The 17331-nt window shown below is 70.1% G+C and carries 15 protein-coding genes; 8 read left to right on the top strand and 7 right to left on the bottom strand.

What is annotated here, in order from left to right; genetic code table 11:
• Positions 1-213 precede the first annotated feature (213 nt).
• The 4 genes from AC5RVZ_RS02235 to guaB all read right to left on the bottom strand — a co-directional run bounded on the left by AC5RVZ_RS02235 (position 214) and on the right by guaB (position 4672).
• Positions 214-1902: an ABC-F family ATP-binding cassette domain-containing protein gene (locus AC5RVZ_RS02235; RefSeq protein ID WP_494064150.1), complete on the bottom strand. Its 1689-nt coding sequence runs from the start codon at positions 1900-1902 to the stop codon at positions 214-216.
• Positions 1903-2137: 235 nt separating this feature from the next.
• Positions 2138-2416 (bottom strand): DUF2277 domain-containing protein, encoded by a 279-nt coding sequence (locus AC5RVZ_RS02230; protein WP_494064149.1) that lies wholly within the window; start codon positions 2414-2416, stop codon positions 2138-2140.
• Positions 2417-2466: 50 nt separating this feature from the next.
• Positions 2467-3090, bottom strand: a complete 624-nt coding sequence (locus AC5RVZ_RS02225; protein ID WP_494064148.1) for a TMEM175 family protein — start codon at positions 3088-3090, stop codon at positions 2467-2469.
• Positions 3091-3169: 79 nt separating this feature from the next.
• Positions 3170-4672, bottom strand: a complete 1503-nt coding sequence (gene guaB / locus AC5RVZ_RS02220; RefSeq protein ID WP_494064147.1) for an IMP dehydrogenase — start codon at positions 4670-4672, stop codon at positions 3170-3172.
• A 259-nt stretch (positions 4673-4931) separates the two neighbouring features.
• Between guaB and AC5RVZ_RS02215 the strand changes: the two genes are divergently transcribed.
• The 4 genes from AC5RVZ_RS02215 to AC5RVZ_RS02200 are packed head-to-tail and all read left to right on the top strand — an operon-like array spanning position 4932 to position 8969.
• Positions 4932-6251, top strand: coding sequence for an ABC transporter permease subunit (locus tag AC5RVZ_RS02215; protein WP_494064146.1), 1320 nt, complete (start codon positions 4932-4934; stop codon positions 6249-6251).
• Positions 6252-6260: 9 nt separating this feature from the next.
• Positions 6261-7241, top strand: a complete 981-nt coding sequence (locus AC5RVZ_RS02210) for a branched-chain amino acid ABC transporter permease (protein WP_494064145.1) — start codon at positions 6261-6263, stop codon at positions 7239-7241.
• Positions 7231-8232, top strand: coding sequence for an ABC transporter ATP-binding protein (locus AC5RVZ_RS02205; RefSeq protein WP_494064144.1), 1002 nt, complete (start codon positions 7231-7233; stop codon positions 8230-8232). The genes AC5RVZ_RS02210 and AC5RVZ_RS02205 overlap by 11 nt, the downstream gene beginning before the upstream one ends.
• Positions 8229-8969, top strand: coding sequence for an ABC transporter ATP-binding protein (locus AC5RVZ_RS02200; protein WP_494064143.1), 741 nt, complete (start codon positions 8229-8231; stop codon positions 8967-8969). The genes AC5RVZ_RS02205 and AC5RVZ_RS02200 overlap by 4 nt, the downstream gene beginning before the upstream one ends.
• 140 nt (positions 8970-9109) lie before the next feature.
• On the opposite strand, the gene AC5RVZ_RS02195 is transcribed toward AC5RVZ_RS02200, so the two are convergent.
• Positions 9110-10393, bottom strand: a complete 1284-nt coding sequence (locus AC5RVZ_RS02195; protein WP_494064142.1) for an ABC transporter substrate-binding protein — start codon at positions 10391-10393, stop codon at positions 9110-9112.
• Positions 10394-10614: 221 nt separating this feature from the next.
• Here AC5RVZ_RS02195 and AC5RVZ_RS02190 point away from each other — a divergent pair, with 221 nt between their 5' ends.
• Genes AC5RVZ_RS02190 through AC5RVZ_RS02180 form a run of 3 tightly spaced genes read left to right on the top strand, consistent with a single transcriptional unit; the run spans position 10615 to position 13570 of the window.
• The gene (locus AC5RVZ_RS02190) at positions 10615-10824 is read left to right on the top strand and encodes a heavy-metal-associated domain-containing protein (protein ID WP_494064141.1); all 210 of its coding nucleotides are present in this window, start codon (positions 10615-10617) and stop codon (positions 10822-10824) included.
• Entirely contained in the window at positions 10824-13256 is a 2433-nt protein-coding gene (locus AC5RVZ_RS02185; protein ID WP_494064140.1) for a heavy metal translocating P-type ATPase, read from the top strand. The genes AC5RVZ_RS02190 and AC5RVZ_RS02185 overlap by 1 nt, the downstream gene beginning before the upstream one ends.
• Positions 13253-13570 (top strand): metal-sensitive transcriptional regulator, encoded by a 318-nt coding sequence (locus tag AC5RVZ_RS02180; protein WP_494064139.1) that lies wholly within the window; start codon positions 13253-13255, stop codon positions 13568-13570. Before AC5RVZ_RS02185 ends, AC5RVZ_RS02180 begins: the two co-directional genes overlap by 4 nt.
• A gap of 21 nt (positions 13571-13591) precedes the next feature.
• On the opposite strand, the gene rarD is transcribed toward AC5RVZ_RS02180, so the two are convergent.
• Positions 13592-14545: an EamA family transporter RarD gene (gene rarD / locus AC5RVZ_RS02175; protein ID WP_494064711.1), complete on the bottom strand. Its 954-nt coding sequence runs from the start codon at positions 14543-14545 to the stop codon at positions 13592-13594.
• Positions 14546-14727: 182 nt separating this feature from the next.
• Entirely contained in the window at positions 14728-15024 is a 297-nt protein-coding gene (gene groES / locus AC5RVZ_RS02170) for a co-chaperone GroES (RefSeq protein WP_053548534.1), read from the bottom strand.
• Between the two features lie 283 nt (positions 15025-15307).
• On the opposite strand from groES, the gene AC5RVZ_RS02165 reads away from it, so the two are divergent.
• Positions 15308-17323 (top strand): Hsp70 family protein, encoded by a 2016-nt coding sequence (locus AC5RVZ_RS02165; protein ID WP_494064138.1) that lies wholly within the window; start codon positions 15308-15310, stop codon positions 17321-17323.
• The last annotated feature ends 8 nt before the right edge of the window (positions 17324-17331 follow it).

Genomic DNA, 17331 nt, shown 5'->3' with positions numbered 1-17331 from the left:
ATGATCCGAATCCAGGACTGGGCCGCGGCGCGACGGCGCGACGGCGCGGCGGCGCGGCGGCGCTGGTACGGCGCCCAGTGAGCGCACTCGGATTCGGATGCGATGCGTGGATTCGGATGCCTCAGCGCGGGGCATCCGAATCCGAGGCGGTGATCCGAACCCCGGAGTGGGCGGGACGCGCGCGCGACTCACGCGGGATCAGGCGAGCAGGGGTCACCGCTGGCGCACGACGCGCGCCTCGTCCCAGACCGGCTGATCCGACTCGAACACCCGGCCGTCGGAGCCGAACACGAGGAACCGGTCGAAGGATCGGGCGAGCCACCGGTCGTGGGTCACGGCGAGCACCGTGCCCTCGAACCGGGCGAGCGCGTCCTGCAGCGCCTCGGCCGACACCAGATCGAGGTTGTCGGTCGGCTCGTCGAGCAGCAGCAGCGTCGCTCCCGACAGCTCCAGCAGCAGGATCTGGAACCGCGCCTGCTGCCCTCCGGACAGGCTGTCGAACACCTGCTCGGCCTGCGCGACGAGTCCGTAGCGGTCCAGGGCGCTGCTGGCGGCATCCCGCGGCAGTCCTTGCCGCGCGTCCTCGCCGCGGTGCAGGATGTCCAGGAGAGTCCGCCCGGCGAACTCGGGATGCCGGTGCGTCTGGGCGAACCATCCCGGCACGACGCGCGCTCCCAGGACCGCCCGGCCGGAGTGCGTCACGGGTTCGAGCCCCGCTCCTGTGGTCGTGACGTGCCCGAGGCGGCCGTCGGGGTCGGTTCCACCTCGCGCGAGGAGCCGCAGGAAGTGCGACTTGCCGGAGCCGTTGGAGCCGAGCACGGCCACGCGATCGCCGAACCAGACCTCGAGGTCGAACGGTCGCATGAGCCCCGTCAGCTCGAGCTGCTCGGCGACGACAGCGCGGCGTCCGGTGCGAGCGCCTCGCAGACGCACGTCCAGCTCCTGCTCCTTCGGCCGCTCGAGAGGCGGACCGGCCTCCTCGAACATCCGCAGTCGCGTCTGCGCCGCGCGGTACCGGGACGCGAATCCGTCGTTGGCGGCCGCCTTGACCTTGAGGTCGGCGACGAGCGCCTTGAGCTTGGCGTGCTGCTCGTCCCAGCGCCGGCGCAGCTCGTCAAGGCGCGCCATCCGCTCGTCCCGCGCTCGGTGATACGTCGCGAAGCCGCCGCCGTGCACCCACGCCGTGCTGCCGGCCCCACCCGCTTCGAGCGTCACGATGCGGTCCGCCGTCCGCGCCAACAGCTCGCGGTCGTGAGAGACCAGCAGCACCGTCTTCGGCGTCTCCCGCAGACGCTCCTCGAGCCAGCGCTTGCCGGGCACATCCAGGTAGTTGTCCGGCTCGTCCAGCAGCAGCACCTCGTCCGGTCCGCGCAGCAGCGCCTCGAGGGCGAGACGCTTCTGCTCGCCGCCGGACAGGCTCGTCAGCTCCCGGAAGCGGGCTCGCGAGAACGGGATGCCGAGCGCCGCGGTCGTGCACGTGTCCCAGACGGTCTCGTACTCGTATCCGCCCGCCTCGGCGTAGTCGGCGATCGCGCCGGCGTAGCGCATCTGCGTATCGAGGTCGTCGTGCTCGATGATCGCCGCCTCGGCATCCTCCAGCTCGCGAGCGGCCCGGCGGACGCGCTCCGGCGCGACGGAGATGAGCAGGTCGTGGACGGTCTGTCCCGCCTCGCCGTGACCGACGAACTGGTCCATGACGCCGAGCCCGCCGTCGATCGACACGACGCCGCCGTGCGCCGCGATCTCGCCGCGGATGATGCGCAGCAGCGTCGTCTTGCCGGCGCCGTTCTGGCCGATGAGCGCCGTCGTGGTGCCCTCGCCGACGCGGAACGAGACGTCGTCGAGGAGTGGCCGCCCGTCCGGAAGCACGAACGAGACGGCGGCGATGTCGATGTACCCCACGGTGATCCCTGTCTGCTCACTGGCGGGGTCGCCGAGGGAGCCGACCAGACTAGCGGGTCGGGCGGGTCAGGCGCGAGCGACCTCTCGTCGCCGCGCTTGTCCTCAGCGACAGGGTCACCGGCGCGGATCCGGATCGGGGTCACGGATTCGGATGGGATGTCTGGATTCGGATGCCTCAGCGCGGGGAATCCGAATCCGAGGCGGTGATCCGAATCCGGGTTCCCGGAACGCGGGATCAGGCGACGGCGTAGCGGCCGGACTTGATGGCGCGCTCGCGGGCCTTCGCCGCCTCCTCCTCGCGGTTCTTCGGCGGCGCCGTCGTCACGAGGTCGGCGAGGAGGTGCTGCGTGGCGTGCGCGATGTCATGCACTGCACGGTTGAACGCCTCCTCGTTGGCCTTCGAGGGCTTCGTCGTGCCCGCGATCTTGCGCACGTACTGGAGCGCGGCGGCGTGGACCTCATCCGAGGTCGCGGCGGGCTCGAAGTTGTGGAGCGTGTGGATGTTCCGGCACATGCCGCCAACATACGACCGGCCGCAGACGCGCGGAAGACCCGTCGCGGAGGCTAGGCGCTCTTCCCCTGCAGGGCGCGGGTGAGCAGGCCGTCGAGGGCGAACAGCAGGAACGCCACGGACCCCACCCACGGGGCCAGCACGACGACGACGCCGGCGATCAGCAGCGCGCTGAGCGCCCCCCGACCGGATGCCACGGCTTCCGCCTCGCCCATGTCGGGCATCAGCGTCTCGCGGTGCGCCCGGGCCCACTGCCACTGGACCCAGCTGAACAGGATCGCGAGGAAGAAGGCCACCGGCATCGCGAGGCGCCCCGCGACGTACTCGGAGTACTGCGTCGTCAGGCCGGTCGCGAACGGCACCAGCACGATGAACAGCAGCCGCGCGCTGTTCAGCCATGTCAGCGTCGCGTCCACCCGGGCGATGTGCGCGAACTGCTGCACATGCACCATCCACAGCAGGCACAGCAGCACGAAGCTCAGCGCGAAGTTGAGGAAGAGCTCGCCCATCCCGCCGAGCCTGCTCCACAGCTGCGCGTCGGAATCGACCTTTCCGAGCTCGTGCGTCGTCAGGTCGAGAACGAGCAGCGTCGCCGCGATCGCGAAGACGCCGTCGGTGAACGCTTCCAGCCGCGTGGTCGCCTGGGTGGCGTCCGGATGCTGTCGCTGCCTGATCATGCGCTCAGGCTACCGAGGGCTCGGCCGATCCACGCGAAGAGTCGGACGCCGCGGGGAATGACGCGGCATCCGCTCCAGGTCAGCGCTTGTAGTTCGGCGCCTCGACGACGATCTGCACGTCGTGCGGGTGCGATTCCTTCAGACCCGCGGGGGTGATGCGGACGAACTTGCCCTTGGCCTTGAGCTCCTCGATCGTGCGAGCGCCGACGTAGAACATCGACTGCCGCAGTCCGCCCACCAGCTGGTACGCCACCGCCGACACCGGGCCGCGGTACGCGACCTGACCCTCGATGCCCTCGGGGATCAGCTTGTCGTCGCTGGGGACGTCCGCTTGGAAGTAGCGGTCCTTCGAGTAGGAGGTCTTCTTGCCGCGGGTCTGCAGCGCCCCGAGCGAGCCCATGCCGCGGTACTGCTTGAACTGCTTGCCGCCCTGGAAGACGATCTCGCCCGGCGACTCGTCGGTGCCGGCCAGCAGGGAGCCGAGCATCACGGTGTCGGCACCGGCGACGAGCGCCTTGGCGATGTCGCCGGAGTACTGGAGGCCGCCGTCGGCGATCACCGGCACACCCGCCTCGCGCGCGGCGAGGGACGCCTCGTACACGGCGGTCACCTGGGGCACGCCGACGCCCGCGACGACGCGGGTGGTGCAGATCGAGCCCGGCCCGACCCCCACCTTGACGGCGTCGACGCCGGCATCGATGAGCGCCTGGGCGCCCTCGCGCGTGGCGACGTTGCCGCCGATGACGTCGATGTGCTCGAAGCTCGGGTCGGCCTTGAGTCGGCGGACGATGTCGATGACGCCCGCGGACTGGCCGTTGGCGGTGTCGACGACGATCACGTCGACACCCGCGTCGCGGAGCGCCTCGGCGCGCTGCCAGGCGTCGCCGAAGAAGCCGATGGCGGCGCCCACGCGCAGGCGTCCGTGCTCGTCCTTCGTGGCGAGGGGGTACTTCTCGCTCTTGTCGAAGTCCTTGATGGTGATGAGACCGGCGAGCTTGCCCTCGTCGTCGATGAGAGGGAGCTTCTCGACGCGGTGCTGGGCGAACAGCGCGATGACCTCGCCGGCACTGATGCCGACGCGACCGGTGACGAGGTTCTCGCTCGTCATGACGTCGCGGACCTTCGTGGTCTGGCGCTCGAAGCCCGAGACGAAGCGCATGTCGCGGTTGGTGATGATTCCCACCAGGCGTCCGTCGGCGTCGACGACCGGAAGCCCCGAGATCCGGTACTGCGCGCAGAGCGCGTCGACTTCCTCGACCGTGGCGTCGGGCGTCGTGGTGATCGGGTCGGTGATCATGCCGGACTCGCTGCGCTTGACGCGGTCGACCATCGCGGCCTGGTCCTCGATGGACAGATTCCGGTGGATGATGCCGAGCCCGCCCTCGCGGGCGATGGCGATCGCCATCCGCGCCTCTGTGACGGTGTCCATGGCGCTCGAGATGAGCGGGGTCGCGACGGTGATGCGGCGCGTGACGCGTGACGACGTGTCGGCCTCGCTGGGGATGACGTCGGTGTGCCCGGGCAGCAGCAGCACGTCGTCGTAGGTCAGTCCGACGAAGCCGAAGGGGTCGTTGTGCTCCATGGGGTCTCCTGCGCGCGCGGCGCGCGTTCTCGGGGGTGGACGGCGACGGCCGGTGCGCTCGTGACGCTCCGTACTCGATTCTAAGCGGCGCGGCGGGCGATTCATTCCCGCTCCCGGAACGCGATCGGACAACCCGTTCCGATTGGGTCACGTTCCTTCACAGGCATGTAGGTGAAACAGAACCGACACATTACGCTCGTACCGTCTCATCACGGCCGATGCGACCCGACACCGGCTATGGCGCCGAACTGGAGGTTCCGTGACTCGCACGACCCACGAGGTCCGACGAGCCCGAGCGTGGACGACGACGTCGCTCCTTGCTCTGCTGCTCGCACTCTTCGGCGTCCTCGCCGGCACCGTCTCCGCGACGGCGGCCGAAGGCGATCCCTACCGCATCAGCGGCAACGTGCAGCTGGACGGCGAGCCGCTGGAGGGCGTCGTGCTGACGATCGACGGCCCCGGCGGCGAGCAGGAGGTGGAGACGGACGAGAACGGCCAATGGCGGGTCTCGGTGCCCGAGCGCAACGCCGAGTACACCGTCACGCTCGACGAGTCGACCCTGCCCGAGGGCATCGCCGTGGTCGACCCCGAGGACGACTCGCCGAACGAGAAGGAGGTCACCGTCGGCCCCGGCGGGCGCGTGAGCGTCAACTTCTTCATCGGCGAGGGCGAGCGCAACGTCACCGGGTTCTTCGACCAGCTGGTGCAGCGCATCATCCAGGGCCTCAGCTTCGGGCTGATGCTCGCCCTCGCCGCGATCGGGTTGTCGCTGGTCTACGGAACGACAGGCATCTCGAACTTCGCGCACGGCGAGATGGTGACCTTCGGCGCCATCGCAGGCCTGTTCCTGGTGGGACCGGCGAGCCTCGCACTCCCGTGGTGGCTGGGCTTCCCTATCGCCGTCGTGCTGAGCGCGGCGCTCGGGCTCGTGCTCGACATGATCCTGTGGCGACCGCTCCGCCGGCGCCGCGTCGGCGTGGTGCAGCTGATGATCGTGAGCATCGGCCTCTCCCTGGCTTTGCGCTACACCTTCCAGCTCTTCATCAGCGGCGGGACGCTGCAGTTGCCGGGATCGTCCGGCACCAAGATCCCGCTGTTCGGCGTCGTGCAGCTGAGCGTCATCGACATGGTGTCACTGGCGATCTCCATCGTCGTCATCATCGCCTTCGCCCTCTGGCTGACGAGGTCCCGACTCGGCAAGGCCACGCGCGCCATCTCGGACAACCCGTCGCTGGCGGCAGCGTCCGGCATCGACGTGGATGCCGTCGTCCGCGTGGTCTGGATCGTCGCGGGCACCCTCGCCGGACTCGCGGGCATCCTCTACGCGTATTACCGTCCCGGCATCAAGTGGGACATGGGCGCGCAGATCCTGCTGCTGATGTTCGCCGCCGTGGTGCTCGGCGGCCTGGGCACGGCCTACGGCGCCCTCATCGGCGCGCTCATCGTCGGCCTCCTCGTCGAGGTGTCGAGCCTGTGGATCCCCGCCGACCTCAAGTACGCCAGCGCACTGTTCATCCTCATCGTCATCCTGTTGTTCCGACCACAGGGCATCCTCGGACGACGCGAGCGGATCGGTTAGGACCCACCCATGGACTGGATTCAGATTCTCTCGAACACGGCCTCGTCGATCCTCAGCCCCGCCACGATGGGCTACGCACTGGCCGCCCTGGGCCTGGCGGTGCACTTCGGCTACTCCGGCCTGATCAACATGGGCATCGCCGGCTTCATGGCGATCGGCGCCTACGGCTACGCCATCTCGATCCTCACCTTCGGCTTCCCCTGGTGGCTCGGCGCCCTCGTCGGCCTCGTCGCCGCCGCGGTGTTCGCCCTGATCCTCGGCATCCCGACGCTGCGACTGCGAGGCGACTACCTGGCGATCGTGACGATCGCCGCCGCCGAGGTCGTGCGCCTGCTGTTCCTGACCACCGCCTTCGACCCCGTCACGGGCTCGGCCGACGGCCTCAGCGGGTACCACGCAAGCTTCCGCTCCGCGAACCCGATCCCCGACGGTCAGTACGGCTTCGGGCCGTGGACGTATAACGAGACGGGCTGGTGGGTGCGCATCATGGGCCTGGTCACGCTCGGCATCGCGGCTCTCGTGGTGTGGATGCTGGTGCGCAGCCCGTGGGGGCGGACGCTGAAGGGCATCCGCGAGGACGAGGACGCCGTGCGCTCGCTCGGCAAGAACGTCTTCTCGTACAAGATGCAGGCGCTCGTCCTCGGCGGCGTGCTGGCCGCGGCCGGCGGCATCGTGTACGCGCTGCCCTCCGCCGTCAGCCCCGGCGTCTACGTGACGTCGCTGACGTTCTTCGTGTGGACCGCGCTCCTCCTCGGCGGCGCGGCGACGGTGTTCGGCCCGCTGCTGGGATCTCTCATCTTCTGGGTGCTGCAGACCCTGCTGGCCAACGTGCTGCCGTCGCTGGCGGCGGCCGGGCTGCTCCCCGGCCTGACGCAGATCCAGGCGGGCACCCTGCGCTTCATCCTCGTGGGCGTCGCGCTCATGCTGCTCGTGATCTTCATGCCGCAGGGGCTCCTGGGCAACAAGAAGGAGCTGACCTTTGTCAAGTGAAACCCCGCCGGTCACCGGCTCCGCTCCGGTCGCCCGGCCGAAGACCACGGGTCTTCATGTCGGCGACGCAGTCCCCGGCGTCGCGAAGGTCGACCCGATCATCATCGCCGACGGCGTCCATCGCTCCTTCGGCGGCGTCACGGCGGTCGACGTCGAGCACCTCGAGATCCCGCGCGGCGTCATCACCGCGCTCATCGGCCCGAACGGGGCGGGAAAGACCACCCTGTTCAACCTCCTCACCGGGTTCGACAAGCCCGACCACGGCACCTGGACCTTCGACGGCACGTCGCTCTCGGGCATGCCCGCGTACAAGGTGGCGCGGATGGGCCTGGTGCGCACGTTCCAGCTCACCAAGGCGCTGGGACTGCTCACGGTCATGGAGAACATGAAGCTCGGCGCGAAGAATCAGCGTGGCGAGAAGTTCTGGGCCGGCATGATCCCGGCGCTGTGGCGCAAGCAGGACGAGGGCCTCGAAGTCCGCGCGATGGAGCTGCTGAAGAAGTTCAAGCTCGACGCCAAGGCCGACGACTTCGCCGCCAGCCTCTCCGGCGGTCAGCGAAAGCTCCTCGAGATGGCGCGATCGCTCATGACCGAGCCGACGCTGGTGATGCTCGACGAGCCGATGGCCGGTGTGAACCCGGCCCTCACGCAGTCGCTGCTGGACCACATCCTGGGGCTCAAGGACGAAGGCATGACCGTGCTGTTCGTCGAGCACGACATGCACATGGTCCGGCATATCGCCGACTGGGTGGTCGTGATGGCCGAGGGCAGGATCGTCGCCGAGGGCGCTCCCGAGGCCGTCATGAAGGACCCGGCCGTCGTCGACGCCTACCTGGGCGCGCACCAGGAGCTGGACCTCGGTGTGGTGACCGGCCGCATCGACGTCGTCCAGGCCGACCCGACGACGGATGCGGCCGCCTCCGCCGCCGCGGACGCCGACGCCATCGTCGACCGGGGCATCGCTGAAGAAGAACAGGAGGGAGGCAAGTGAGCGCTTCCACCGCCACCGCGACACCTGTCGTCGCCATCGACGAGGTGCACGCGGGATACCTGCCCGGGGTCAACATCCTCAACGGCTGCAGCCTCGTGGCCCACCAGGGCGAGCTGATCGGCATCATCGGCCCCAACGGCGCCGGCAAGTCGACGCTGCTCAAGGCCATCTTCGGCCAGGTCAACGTCCGCAGCGGCACCATCTCGCTCGAAGGCGAGGACATCACCGGTCTGCGCGCGAACAAGCTGGTCGCGCGAGGGGTCGGCATGATCCCGCAGAACAACAACGTCTTCCCGAGCCTCACCATCGAGGAGAACCTGCAGATGGGGCTGTACCAGCGGCCCGGCATCTACAAGGAGCGCCTAGAGTTCGTGACGGGGATCTTCGGCGAGCTGGGCAAGCGCCTCAAGCAGCGTGCCGGGTCTCTCTCCGGCGGCGAGCGCCAGATGGTCGCCATGAGCCGAGCGCTCATGATGGACCCGAAGGTGCTGCTCCTGGACGAGCCGTCGGCGGGCCTGTCCCCCGTGCGTCAGGACGAGGCGTTCATCCGCGTCTCCGAGATCAACAAGGCCGGGGTCACGTGCATCATGGTCGAGCAGAACGCGCGGCGCTGCCTGCAGATCTGCGACCGCGGATACGTCCTCGACCAGGGCCGCGACGCCTACACCGGAACCGGTCGCGAGCTGCTTCGCGACCCAAAGGTCACCGAGCTCTACCTGGGCACGCTGGGCACCTGACACCCTGCAGACGAAGAGGGCGGATGCCGTGGCATCCGCCCTCTTTCCCTTGTCGGGCCGCCGCACGCGAGCCTCCCGGCCGGTGCACAACGGGAACGGGCCCCGGATCCGCAGATCCGGGGCCCGTGCGCTCGGAAGGATCAGCCCTCGTAGGCCGCGTAGGTGTTGTCCTCGCCGAACTGGTAGATGCCGATCGACGCCTCCGTCGGGTCGCCGACCTCGTCGAAGGTGATCGGACCCGAGATGCCGTCGTAGTCGGCGGTGCCACCGCCCACGATGATCTCGGCGCACTCGGCGTAGGACTCGCACTTCTCACCGTCGCCGGAGCCGCCCGAGACCTCGATCAGCTTCTCGGCGATCGCGGCCGCGTCCGCCGAGCCCGCAGCCAGCGAAGCCAGCGCGAGAAGGATGGTCGCGTCATACGACTCGGCCGCGTACGTGAACTCCGTGAGCGGCGGGTTGCCCTCGCCCTCGTTGAACTCCTGCAGCGCGTCGGTGAAGTCGGTGATCGTGTCCAGCGACAGCCCGGGGAACGTGCCCTTCGCACCCGTCAGCGAACCCGGAGGGAACTCGTCCCCGAAGTTGGCCAGGTTGCCGTCGACGAAGTACAGGTTCTCGGCGGGGAACTGTCCGAACAGACCCGGGAGGATCGTCTTGACCTCTTCGAACGTGATCAGCGCGATCGCGTCCGGGTCGGCCGCGAGGACCTCGCTGATCTGCGCGTCGAAGCTCGTGTCACCGGTGTTGTAGGTGGGAGCGGCGACGACCTCGCCGCCGGCCGCCTCGAATGCCTCGGTGACGTACTTGGCCAGGCCCGTGCCGTACGAGTCGTTCAGCACGATCATGCCGAGCGTCTGGTGGCCGTCCTCGGCGATCAGGTTGCCGAGCACCTCCCCCTGCAGGACGTCGGACGGCGCCGTGCGGAAGTACAGGCCGTTGTCGTCGTACGTCGTGAAGGCGTCCGAGGTGTTCGCGGGCGAGAACTGGATGACGCCGGCACCGGTGACCTGGTCGATGAACTGCAGCGACACACCGGACGAGGCCGCACCGATGATGGCGGACACGCCCTCGCCGAGCAGTCGCGGCACCTCGGCCTCGTACGCCTTGTTGTCGGTGTCGCCCGAGTCGCCGAAGATGACCTCGACGTCGAGGCCGGTGTCGGCGCTGGCTTCGTTGATCTGGGAGGCGGCGTACGCCACGCCGGCCTCTTCGGGCGGGCCGAGGAAGGCCAGGTTGCCCGTCTGCGGCAGGGCGGTGCCGATCTTGAGGCTCAGCTCCTCGGTGGGCCCAGCAGCCGATTCGCTCGGCTCCGTGTCGCCACCGCCCGTGCCACCGGAACAACCGGCGAGCACGAGGACAGAGGCGCCGGCGAGCGCGATGCCGCCGAGGAGGGCGGACTTGCGCGAGCGGGTGAAGACGCTCATGTTGCTCCTTGCTGTTATGAACGCGGGCGCGGCTCCAGCGCCGACCCAGTGCCCTAAACCTAATCGCGCCGAAGGCTCGCCAATGTTGCCGTTCGTTAACGATGTGTAACGGAGTCGGCGGCCCACGAACAGCGCCTTCGCGGCCCCTCATACCCCAGCAGGGTATAGAGTTGTCCTCGGTACCCCTCAGGGGTATCCACAGGAACGAAACGGAGATCGACATGACGCAAGCGCAGTATCAGGTGACCGGCATGACGTGCGGACACTGCGAGGCATCCGTCCGCAGCGAGGTGACGAAGATCGACGGCGTCCAGGAGGTCCAGGTCAGCGCCGCGTCGGGCGTTCTCACGGTGACCTCCGCGACCGAGATCGCCGACGAGATCGTCCTGGCCGCCGTCGACGAGGCCGGCTACTCGGCCGTGCGCGCCTGATGACCGCCCCGGCGCGCGTCGAACTCGAGATCGGCGGCATGACGTGCGCGTCCTGCGCCGCGCGGATCGAGAAGCGGCTGAACCGCCTCGACGGCGTCGAGGCATCCGTCAACTACGCCACCGAGAAGGCGGTCGTGAACGTGCCGCCGGAGTTCGACCCCCAGGCGCTCATCGATGAGGTCGTCAAGACCGGGTACACCGCGACGCTGCCGGCGCCTCCCGTCGAGCCGGACGCCGAGGCACCCGCCGCCGACACCGAGCTGACCACGCTGCGGCGGCGGGTCATCGGGTCGGCGCTGCTGTCGCTGCCGGTGATCCTGCTCGCGATGATCCCCGCGCTCCAGTTCACCTCGTGGCAGTGGGCCTCCCTCACACTCGCCGCGCCGGTCGTGGTGTGGGGTGCCTGGCCGTTCCACCGCGCCGCGTGGCTGAACCTGCGTCACGGCGCCGCCACGATGGACACCCTCATCTCGCTCGGCGTCTCGGCCGCGTTCCTCTGGTCGCTGTACGCGCTGTTCCTCGGCGATGCCGGGATGCCGGGCATGATGGACGCCTTCGAGTGGTCGGTGCAGCCCACCGATGGTGCGGGCAACATCTACCTCGAGGTGGCATCCGGCGTGACGACCTTCGTGCTCGCCGGGCGATACTTCGAACTGCGCTCCAAGCGCCGCGCCGGAGCCGCGCTGCGGGCCCTCCTCGAGCTCGGCGCGAAGGACGTCGCGGTGCTGCGCCCGACCGCCGACGGCGGTGCGGCGGAGGTGCGGGTCCCCATCGCCGAGCTTCGTGCCGGCGACGAGTTCGTCGTCCGCCCCGGAGAGAAGATCGCCACGGACGGCGTCATCGTCTCGGGCACCTCCGCCGTGGACGCATCCATGGTCACCGGCGAGTCGGTGCCCGTCGAGGTCGGTCCGGGCGACGGCGTGATCGGCGCGACCGTGAACGCGGGCGGCCGGCTCGTCGTCCGCGCGACGCGCGTGGGCGACGACACGCAACTGGCGCAGATGGCGCGCCTTGTCGAGGAGGCGCAGTCCGGCAAGGCCGACGTGCAGCGCCTCGCCGACCGCATCTCGGGCGTGTTCGTCCCCATCGTGCTGCTCATCGCCCTCGGAACCCTCGTGGGATGGCTCCTCACCGGCGCCGACCCGTCGATGGCGTTCACGGCGGCGGTCGCCGTGCTCATCATCGCGTGCCCGTGCGCGCTCGGCCTCGCCACACCGACGGCCCTCCTCGTCGGCACCGGACGCGGGGCGCAGCTGGGCATCCTCATCAAGGGCCCCGAGGTGCTCGAGTCCACGCGCACCGTCGACACCGTGGTGCTCGACAAGACCGGCACCGTGACCACCGGCCGCATGGCGCTCGTGGACGTCGTGGTCGCCGGCGAGGCATCCGACCCCGTCGACGTCGCATCCGCCCCCGCCTCCGACCCCGACCCCGGATTCGGAGACGGCGCGCGGATTCGGTCCGGCAGCGCCGAGGCCTCCGAATCCGGCGAGGATCTCCGAATCCGCGAGCAAGGGACCGCCGCGATCCGCGAGCAGGGCACCGCCTCGCCGCGCGCAGAGCTGCTGCGCCTCGCGGGTGCCCTCGAACACGCGTCGGAGCACCCCATCGCACGGGCCATCGCCGCCGCCGCCGAGGCGGAGACGGGCTCGCTTCCCGCGGTCGAGTCGTTCCAGAGCATCCCCGGCGTGGGAGTCTCGGGCGTCGTCGACGGGCACGCCGTGCTCGCCGGCCGCGAGGCGCTGCTCACCGAGTGGGCGCTGACCGTGCCGGCAGACCTCGCAGACGCCAAGCGCCGTGCCGAGGCATCCGGCCGGACGGCGGTGCTGGTCGCGTGGGACGGTGCCGTGCGCGGACTGCTGGTCGTCGCCGATCAGGTGAAGCCGACCAGCCGCGAGGCGATCACCCGTCTTCGCCGCCTGGGGCTCACACCGGTGCTGCTGACCGGCGACAACGCCGCCGCGGCGCACGCGATCGCCGAGCAGGTGGGCGTCGACCGCGTCACCGCCGAAGTGCTCCCGCACGAGAAGGTCGACGTCATCAAAGCACTCCAGGCCGAAGGGCATGTGGTGGCGATGGTCGGCGACGGCGTGAACGACGCCGCAGCGCTCGCGCAGGCCGACCTCGGCATGGCGATGGGAACGGGGACGGATGCGGCCATCGAGGCATCCGACATCACGCTGGTCCGCGGCGATCTGCGCAGCGCCGCCGACGCGATCCGCCTGTCACGGTCCACCCTCGGCACGATCAAGACCAACCTGTTCTGGGCGTTCGCCTACAACGTCGCCGCCATCCCGCTGGCCGCCCTCGGCCTGCTCAACCCGATGATCGCCGGGGGCGCCATGGCGCTGTCGAGCGTCTTCGTGGTGGGCAACAGCCTCCGGCTCCGCCGTTTCCGCACCGCATTCACACCGAAGAAGGAGGGTCGATGACCATCGATACCGCCGCCGCGCCCACCGAGCACGGCCACCATGGATACATCACCGACAAGGACAAGTACCTCAACCGCCTCAAGCGCATCGAGGGACAGGCGCGAGGCATCCACAAGATGGTCGAGGACGAGAAGTACTGCATCGACATCCTCACCCAGATCAGCGCTCTGACCTCGGCGCTCGAGGCTGTGGCGGTGGGGCTGCTCGACGACCACCTCCGTCACTGCGTCGTGGACGCCGCGCGGCTGGGCGGCGCGGAGGCGGACGCCAAGATCACCGAGGCGACGCAGGCGATCGCGCGCCTGGTGCGCTGACCCTCCCGCCGGCTCCGCCGGTCAGGACACCGCCAGGCGGCGGGTGCGGCGCGCGTGGAGCACGGAGTCGACGGTGAGCACCGCGAGCGCCACCCACACGAGCCCGAAGCCGATCCAGCGCTCGATGGGCATCGGCTCGCTTAGCAGCAGCCATCCGATGAGGAACTGGAGGATCGGCGCGACGAACTGCAGCAGGCCGACGAGCGTCAGGGTCGTACGGCGCGCGCCGGCCGCGAACAGCAGCAGCGGCACCGCCGTGACGATGCCGGCGAGGCTCAGCAGCACGGTGTGATGCCAGCCGTTCGCGCCCATCGTGATGCCGGAGGTCGTCCCCACCACGACCAGCACGACGACGGCGATCGGCGTGAGCCAGAGCGTCTCCAGGGTCAGGCCGCTCACGGCGTCCACCGACGGGCCGACCTTCTTCTTCACGAGGCCGTACACCCCGAAGGATGCCGCGAGCGTCAGCGCGATCCACGGGAACGAGCCGTAGCCGACGACGATCACGAGGACGGCGGCGACGGCGACGCCGATCGCGACCCACTGGGTGGTGCGCAGGCGCTCGCGCAGCACGAGGACGCCGAGCAGGACCGTCACGATGGGGTTGATGAAGTAGCCGAGGCTCGTCTCGATCACGTGGCCGCTGAGCGCACCGAGGATGAACACCTGCCAGTTGACGTAGATCAGGACGCCGGCCAGCGCCGTCAGCCACAGCAGCCGCGGCTGTCGCATCACCGCGACGAGCCGCCCCCACGAGCGCGTGACGGTGAGCAGGATCGCGCAGAAGCCCAGCGACAGCACGATCCGCCACGCCACCAGCTCGAACGCTCCGGTGGGAACGAGCAGCACGAAGTACAGCGGCAGGAAGCCCCACAGCAGGTAAGCCGAGAACGCGTACACCCCACCGAGCAGGTGCTCGCGCGAGGCATCCGTCCGCCCGGCTCCGGGAGCGCGCGATGCGGATGCCGGGGGCAGAGCGATGCCCGCGGTCGAGGCCGCCGCCTCCGCCAGGTCACCGGTCTGGGCGGGCTCCGACGGTTCGCGACTCACCGCCCCAGCCTACGACCGCCGGCGGGCCGGACGCCGCCCTCCGGAGAGGCGGAAGGGCCGGATGCCGAAGCATCCGACCCTTCCGGAAGTGCGCGGTGCGCGGAGAATCAGCGGACGACGACCGCCAGGACGTCGCGGGCCGAGAGCACGAGGAACTCGTCCGCGCCGAACTTGACCTCGGTTCCGCCGTACTTGCTGTAGATCACGCGGTCGCCGACGGCGACGTCGAGCGGAACACGGTTGCCGTTGTCGTCGATACGGCCGGGGCCCACCGCCACGACTTCGCCCTCCTGGGGCTTCTCCTTGGCGGTGTCGGGGATGACCAGACCGCTAGACGTGGTCTGCTCGGCCTCGACCTGCTTGATGACGATGCGGTCCTCGAGCGGCTTGATGGAAACCGACACGGTCTACCTCTTCTTTCTTGAGACTGAAGACTCGTTAGCACCCGCACACTGAGAGTGCTAACGCCAGTCTAGGCAAGGGATTGGCACTCATGCAACGTGAGTGCCAACACGATGTCATGCGCGTGAAAGGACCGCTTTCCGCACACTTGCATCCGGATCACGCTTGTCCCTTGAGGACGTCCTGGGGCGCAGGTACGATCGCAGCCGTCGCCCACCGCTTCGTGGGGAATCGAGGGGGCGACGCGAGCTGGGGAGGCTCGCACAGGGATGTGGGGGCATTTCGATGGGTCATTCGTATTTTCTCGCCGTCGATGTCGGGACGAGTCGCGTGGGGGCGGCGACGGCGAGACTTCAGCCCGACGGCAGCATCGTCACGGCGCCTTTCGCGCTGGGGCGCCGCAGCGACAGCGTCGCCACGGTGGCGTTCGTGGCCGAGGACGGCGAAGTCCTTCTCGGCGACGTCGCCGAACGTCGGGGGGTCACGCAGCCGGACCGGCTGGTGCGCGAGTTCAAGCGCAGCATCGGCGACGAGGTCCCGCTCGTCGTCGGCGGCCGCGCCATCCGCGCCGAGCAGCTCTACGCGCGCACCGTCGTCGGCGTGATGGAGGCGGTGGCCGAACGTGAAGGGGCCTTCCCCACCGGCGTCATCCTGACCCACCCCGCCATGTGGGGGCCGCACCGCATCGGGCTGGTCCGGTCGGCGCTCGAGCAGCTCGGCGTCACCGATGTGGAGTTCATCACCGAGCCCGAAGCCGCCGCGCGGCACTACGAGGCCTCGCGCGCCCTCGAAGACGGCGAGACGCTCGCGGTGTACGACCTCGGCGGCGGCACCTTCGACTGCGTCATCCTGCGCAAGGCCGACGGATCGTTCCACCCGGTGGGCGAGCCCGTGGGCCTGGACAGCCTCGGCGGCGCCGATTTCGACGATGCCGTACTCCGGCATGTGCTGCGCTCCGCGGAGGTCCCCGCGGACGTGCTGCAGGACGGCTCCCCCGACACGCGCATCGCACTGTCCCAGCTGCGCCGCGAGTGCATCGACGCCAAGGAGGCGCTGTCGTTCGACTCCGACGTCGTGATCCCCGTCCTCGTGCCGGCCGGCCGGTCGAGCGTCCGGCTGACGCGCGGCGAGTTCGAGGCGATGATCGACAGCTCCATCGCGCAGACGATCGACGCCCTGCAGGACGCCCTCGACGCCGCCGGACTCGAGCCGGCACAGCTGGAGTCGATCCTCCTCATCGGGGGATCCTCGCGCATCCCGCTCGTCACGCAGCGACTCTCCGAGCAGCTCGATCGGCCCACCGCCATCGATGCCGACCCGAAGTCGTCGATCGCCCTCGGAGCCGCGCGCACCGCCCTGATCCGCGCCACCGACGAGCAGCTCGGCGTCTCGACGGACCTCGCGATCTTCGCGGGGCTCGGGTCGGCGGCCTTCGCCGGCGAGATGGAGGTCGTGTCGGCGAGCACCCCGCCCGCACCCGTCGGTCCGGTGGCCGAGCCGTCCAAGGCGAGCGCGCGGCACATCGCCGCGCTGTCAGGCGGGGCGATCGTGGTCGCCGCGGCCATCGTCTTCGGCAGCACGCTGACAGCCGGCTCGGGAGGCGGATCGGGCTTCCTCGCACCGACGCCGGAAGCCACGACCGCTCCCGCCGCCGAAGCGGCACCGGCGCCTCCGGGGACGGCACCGGCGCCGCCTGCGTCCGAGAACCAGTCGGCGCCTCGCGCGGGATCCGACGCCCGCAGCGGCGTGCGCAAGGGCGCAGCGAGCGCGCCCGCCAAGCGCGCACCGCAGGCCTCGCCCTCGACGCGCCCGAGCAAGGCCCCGCAGCCCGTCACGGCGGCGCCGCGGCCGACCTCCACGCCGAATCCCGGCTCGACCCCGGCCGGCGGCGGGACGACGACGGATCCTGACACGACCCCGGACCCGGGCACCACGCCGAACCCGGGCACCACGCCGAACCCGGGCACCACGCCCAACCCCGGCACCACGCCGGACCCCGGCACCACGCCAGACCCCGGCACCGGCGGCGGCGACACCGGCGGCGGAACCACCGACCCCGGCACCGGCGGCGGAACCACCGACCCGGGCACCGGCGGCGGCGACACCGGCGGCGGAACCACCGACCCGGGCACCGGCGGCGGCGACACCGGCGGCGGAACCACCGACCCCGGCACCGGCGGCGGCGACACCGGGGGCGGGACCACCGACCCCGAGCCCACTACGCCGCCGCAGGAGACTCCGGCGCCGCCTCCACCGGCAGAGACACCGTCGCCCACCCCCTCGCCCGACGTCCCCGCTTGACCCCGGGA

The organism is Arthrobacter sp. Cza30, assembly GCF_059090765.1.
This window is presented reverse-complemented; position numbering and strand designations above follow the sequence as displayed.

Excerpts from the sequence above, each read along its gene's own strand:
- AC5RVZ_RS02230 (WP_494064149.1), bottom strand. The coding sequence starts at position 2,416 with ATGTGCCGGAACATCCACACGCTCCACAACTTCGAGCCCGCCGCGACC.
- AC5RVZ_RS02225 (WP_494064148.1), bottom strand. The coding sequence starts at position 3,090 with ATGATCAGGCAGCGACAGCATCCGGACGCCACCCAGGCGACCACGCGG.
- guaB (WP_494064147.1), bottom strand. The coding sequence starts at position 4,672 with ATGGAGCACAACGACCCCTTCGGCTTCGTCGGACTGACCTACGACGAC.
- AC5RVZ_RS02210 (WP_494064145.1), top strand. The coding sequence starts at position 6,261 with ATGGACTGGATTCAGATTCTCTCGAACACGGCCTCGTCGATCCTCAGC.
- AC5RVZ_RS02195 (WP_494064142.1), bottom strand. The coding sequence starts at position 10,393 with ATGAGCGTCTTCACCCGCTCGCGCAAGTCCGCCCTCCTCGGCGGCATC.
- AC5RVZ_RS02190 (WP_494064141.1), top strand. The coding sequence starts at position 10,615 with ATGACGCAAGCGCAGTATCAGGTGACCGGCATGACGTGCGGACACTGC.
- AC5RVZ_RS02185 (WP_494064140.1), top strand. The coding sequence starts at position 10,824 with ATGACCGCCCCGGCGCGCGTCGAACTCGAGATCGGCGGCATGACGTGC.
- AC5RVZ_RS02180 (WP_494064139.1), top strand. The coding sequence starts at position 13,253 with ATGACCATCGATACCGCCGCCGCGCCCACCGAGCACGGCCACCATGGA.
- AC5RVZ_RS02165 (WP_494064138.1), top strand. The coding sequence starts at position 15,308 with ATGGGTCATTCGTATTTTCTCGCCGTCGATGTCGGGACGAGTCGCGTG.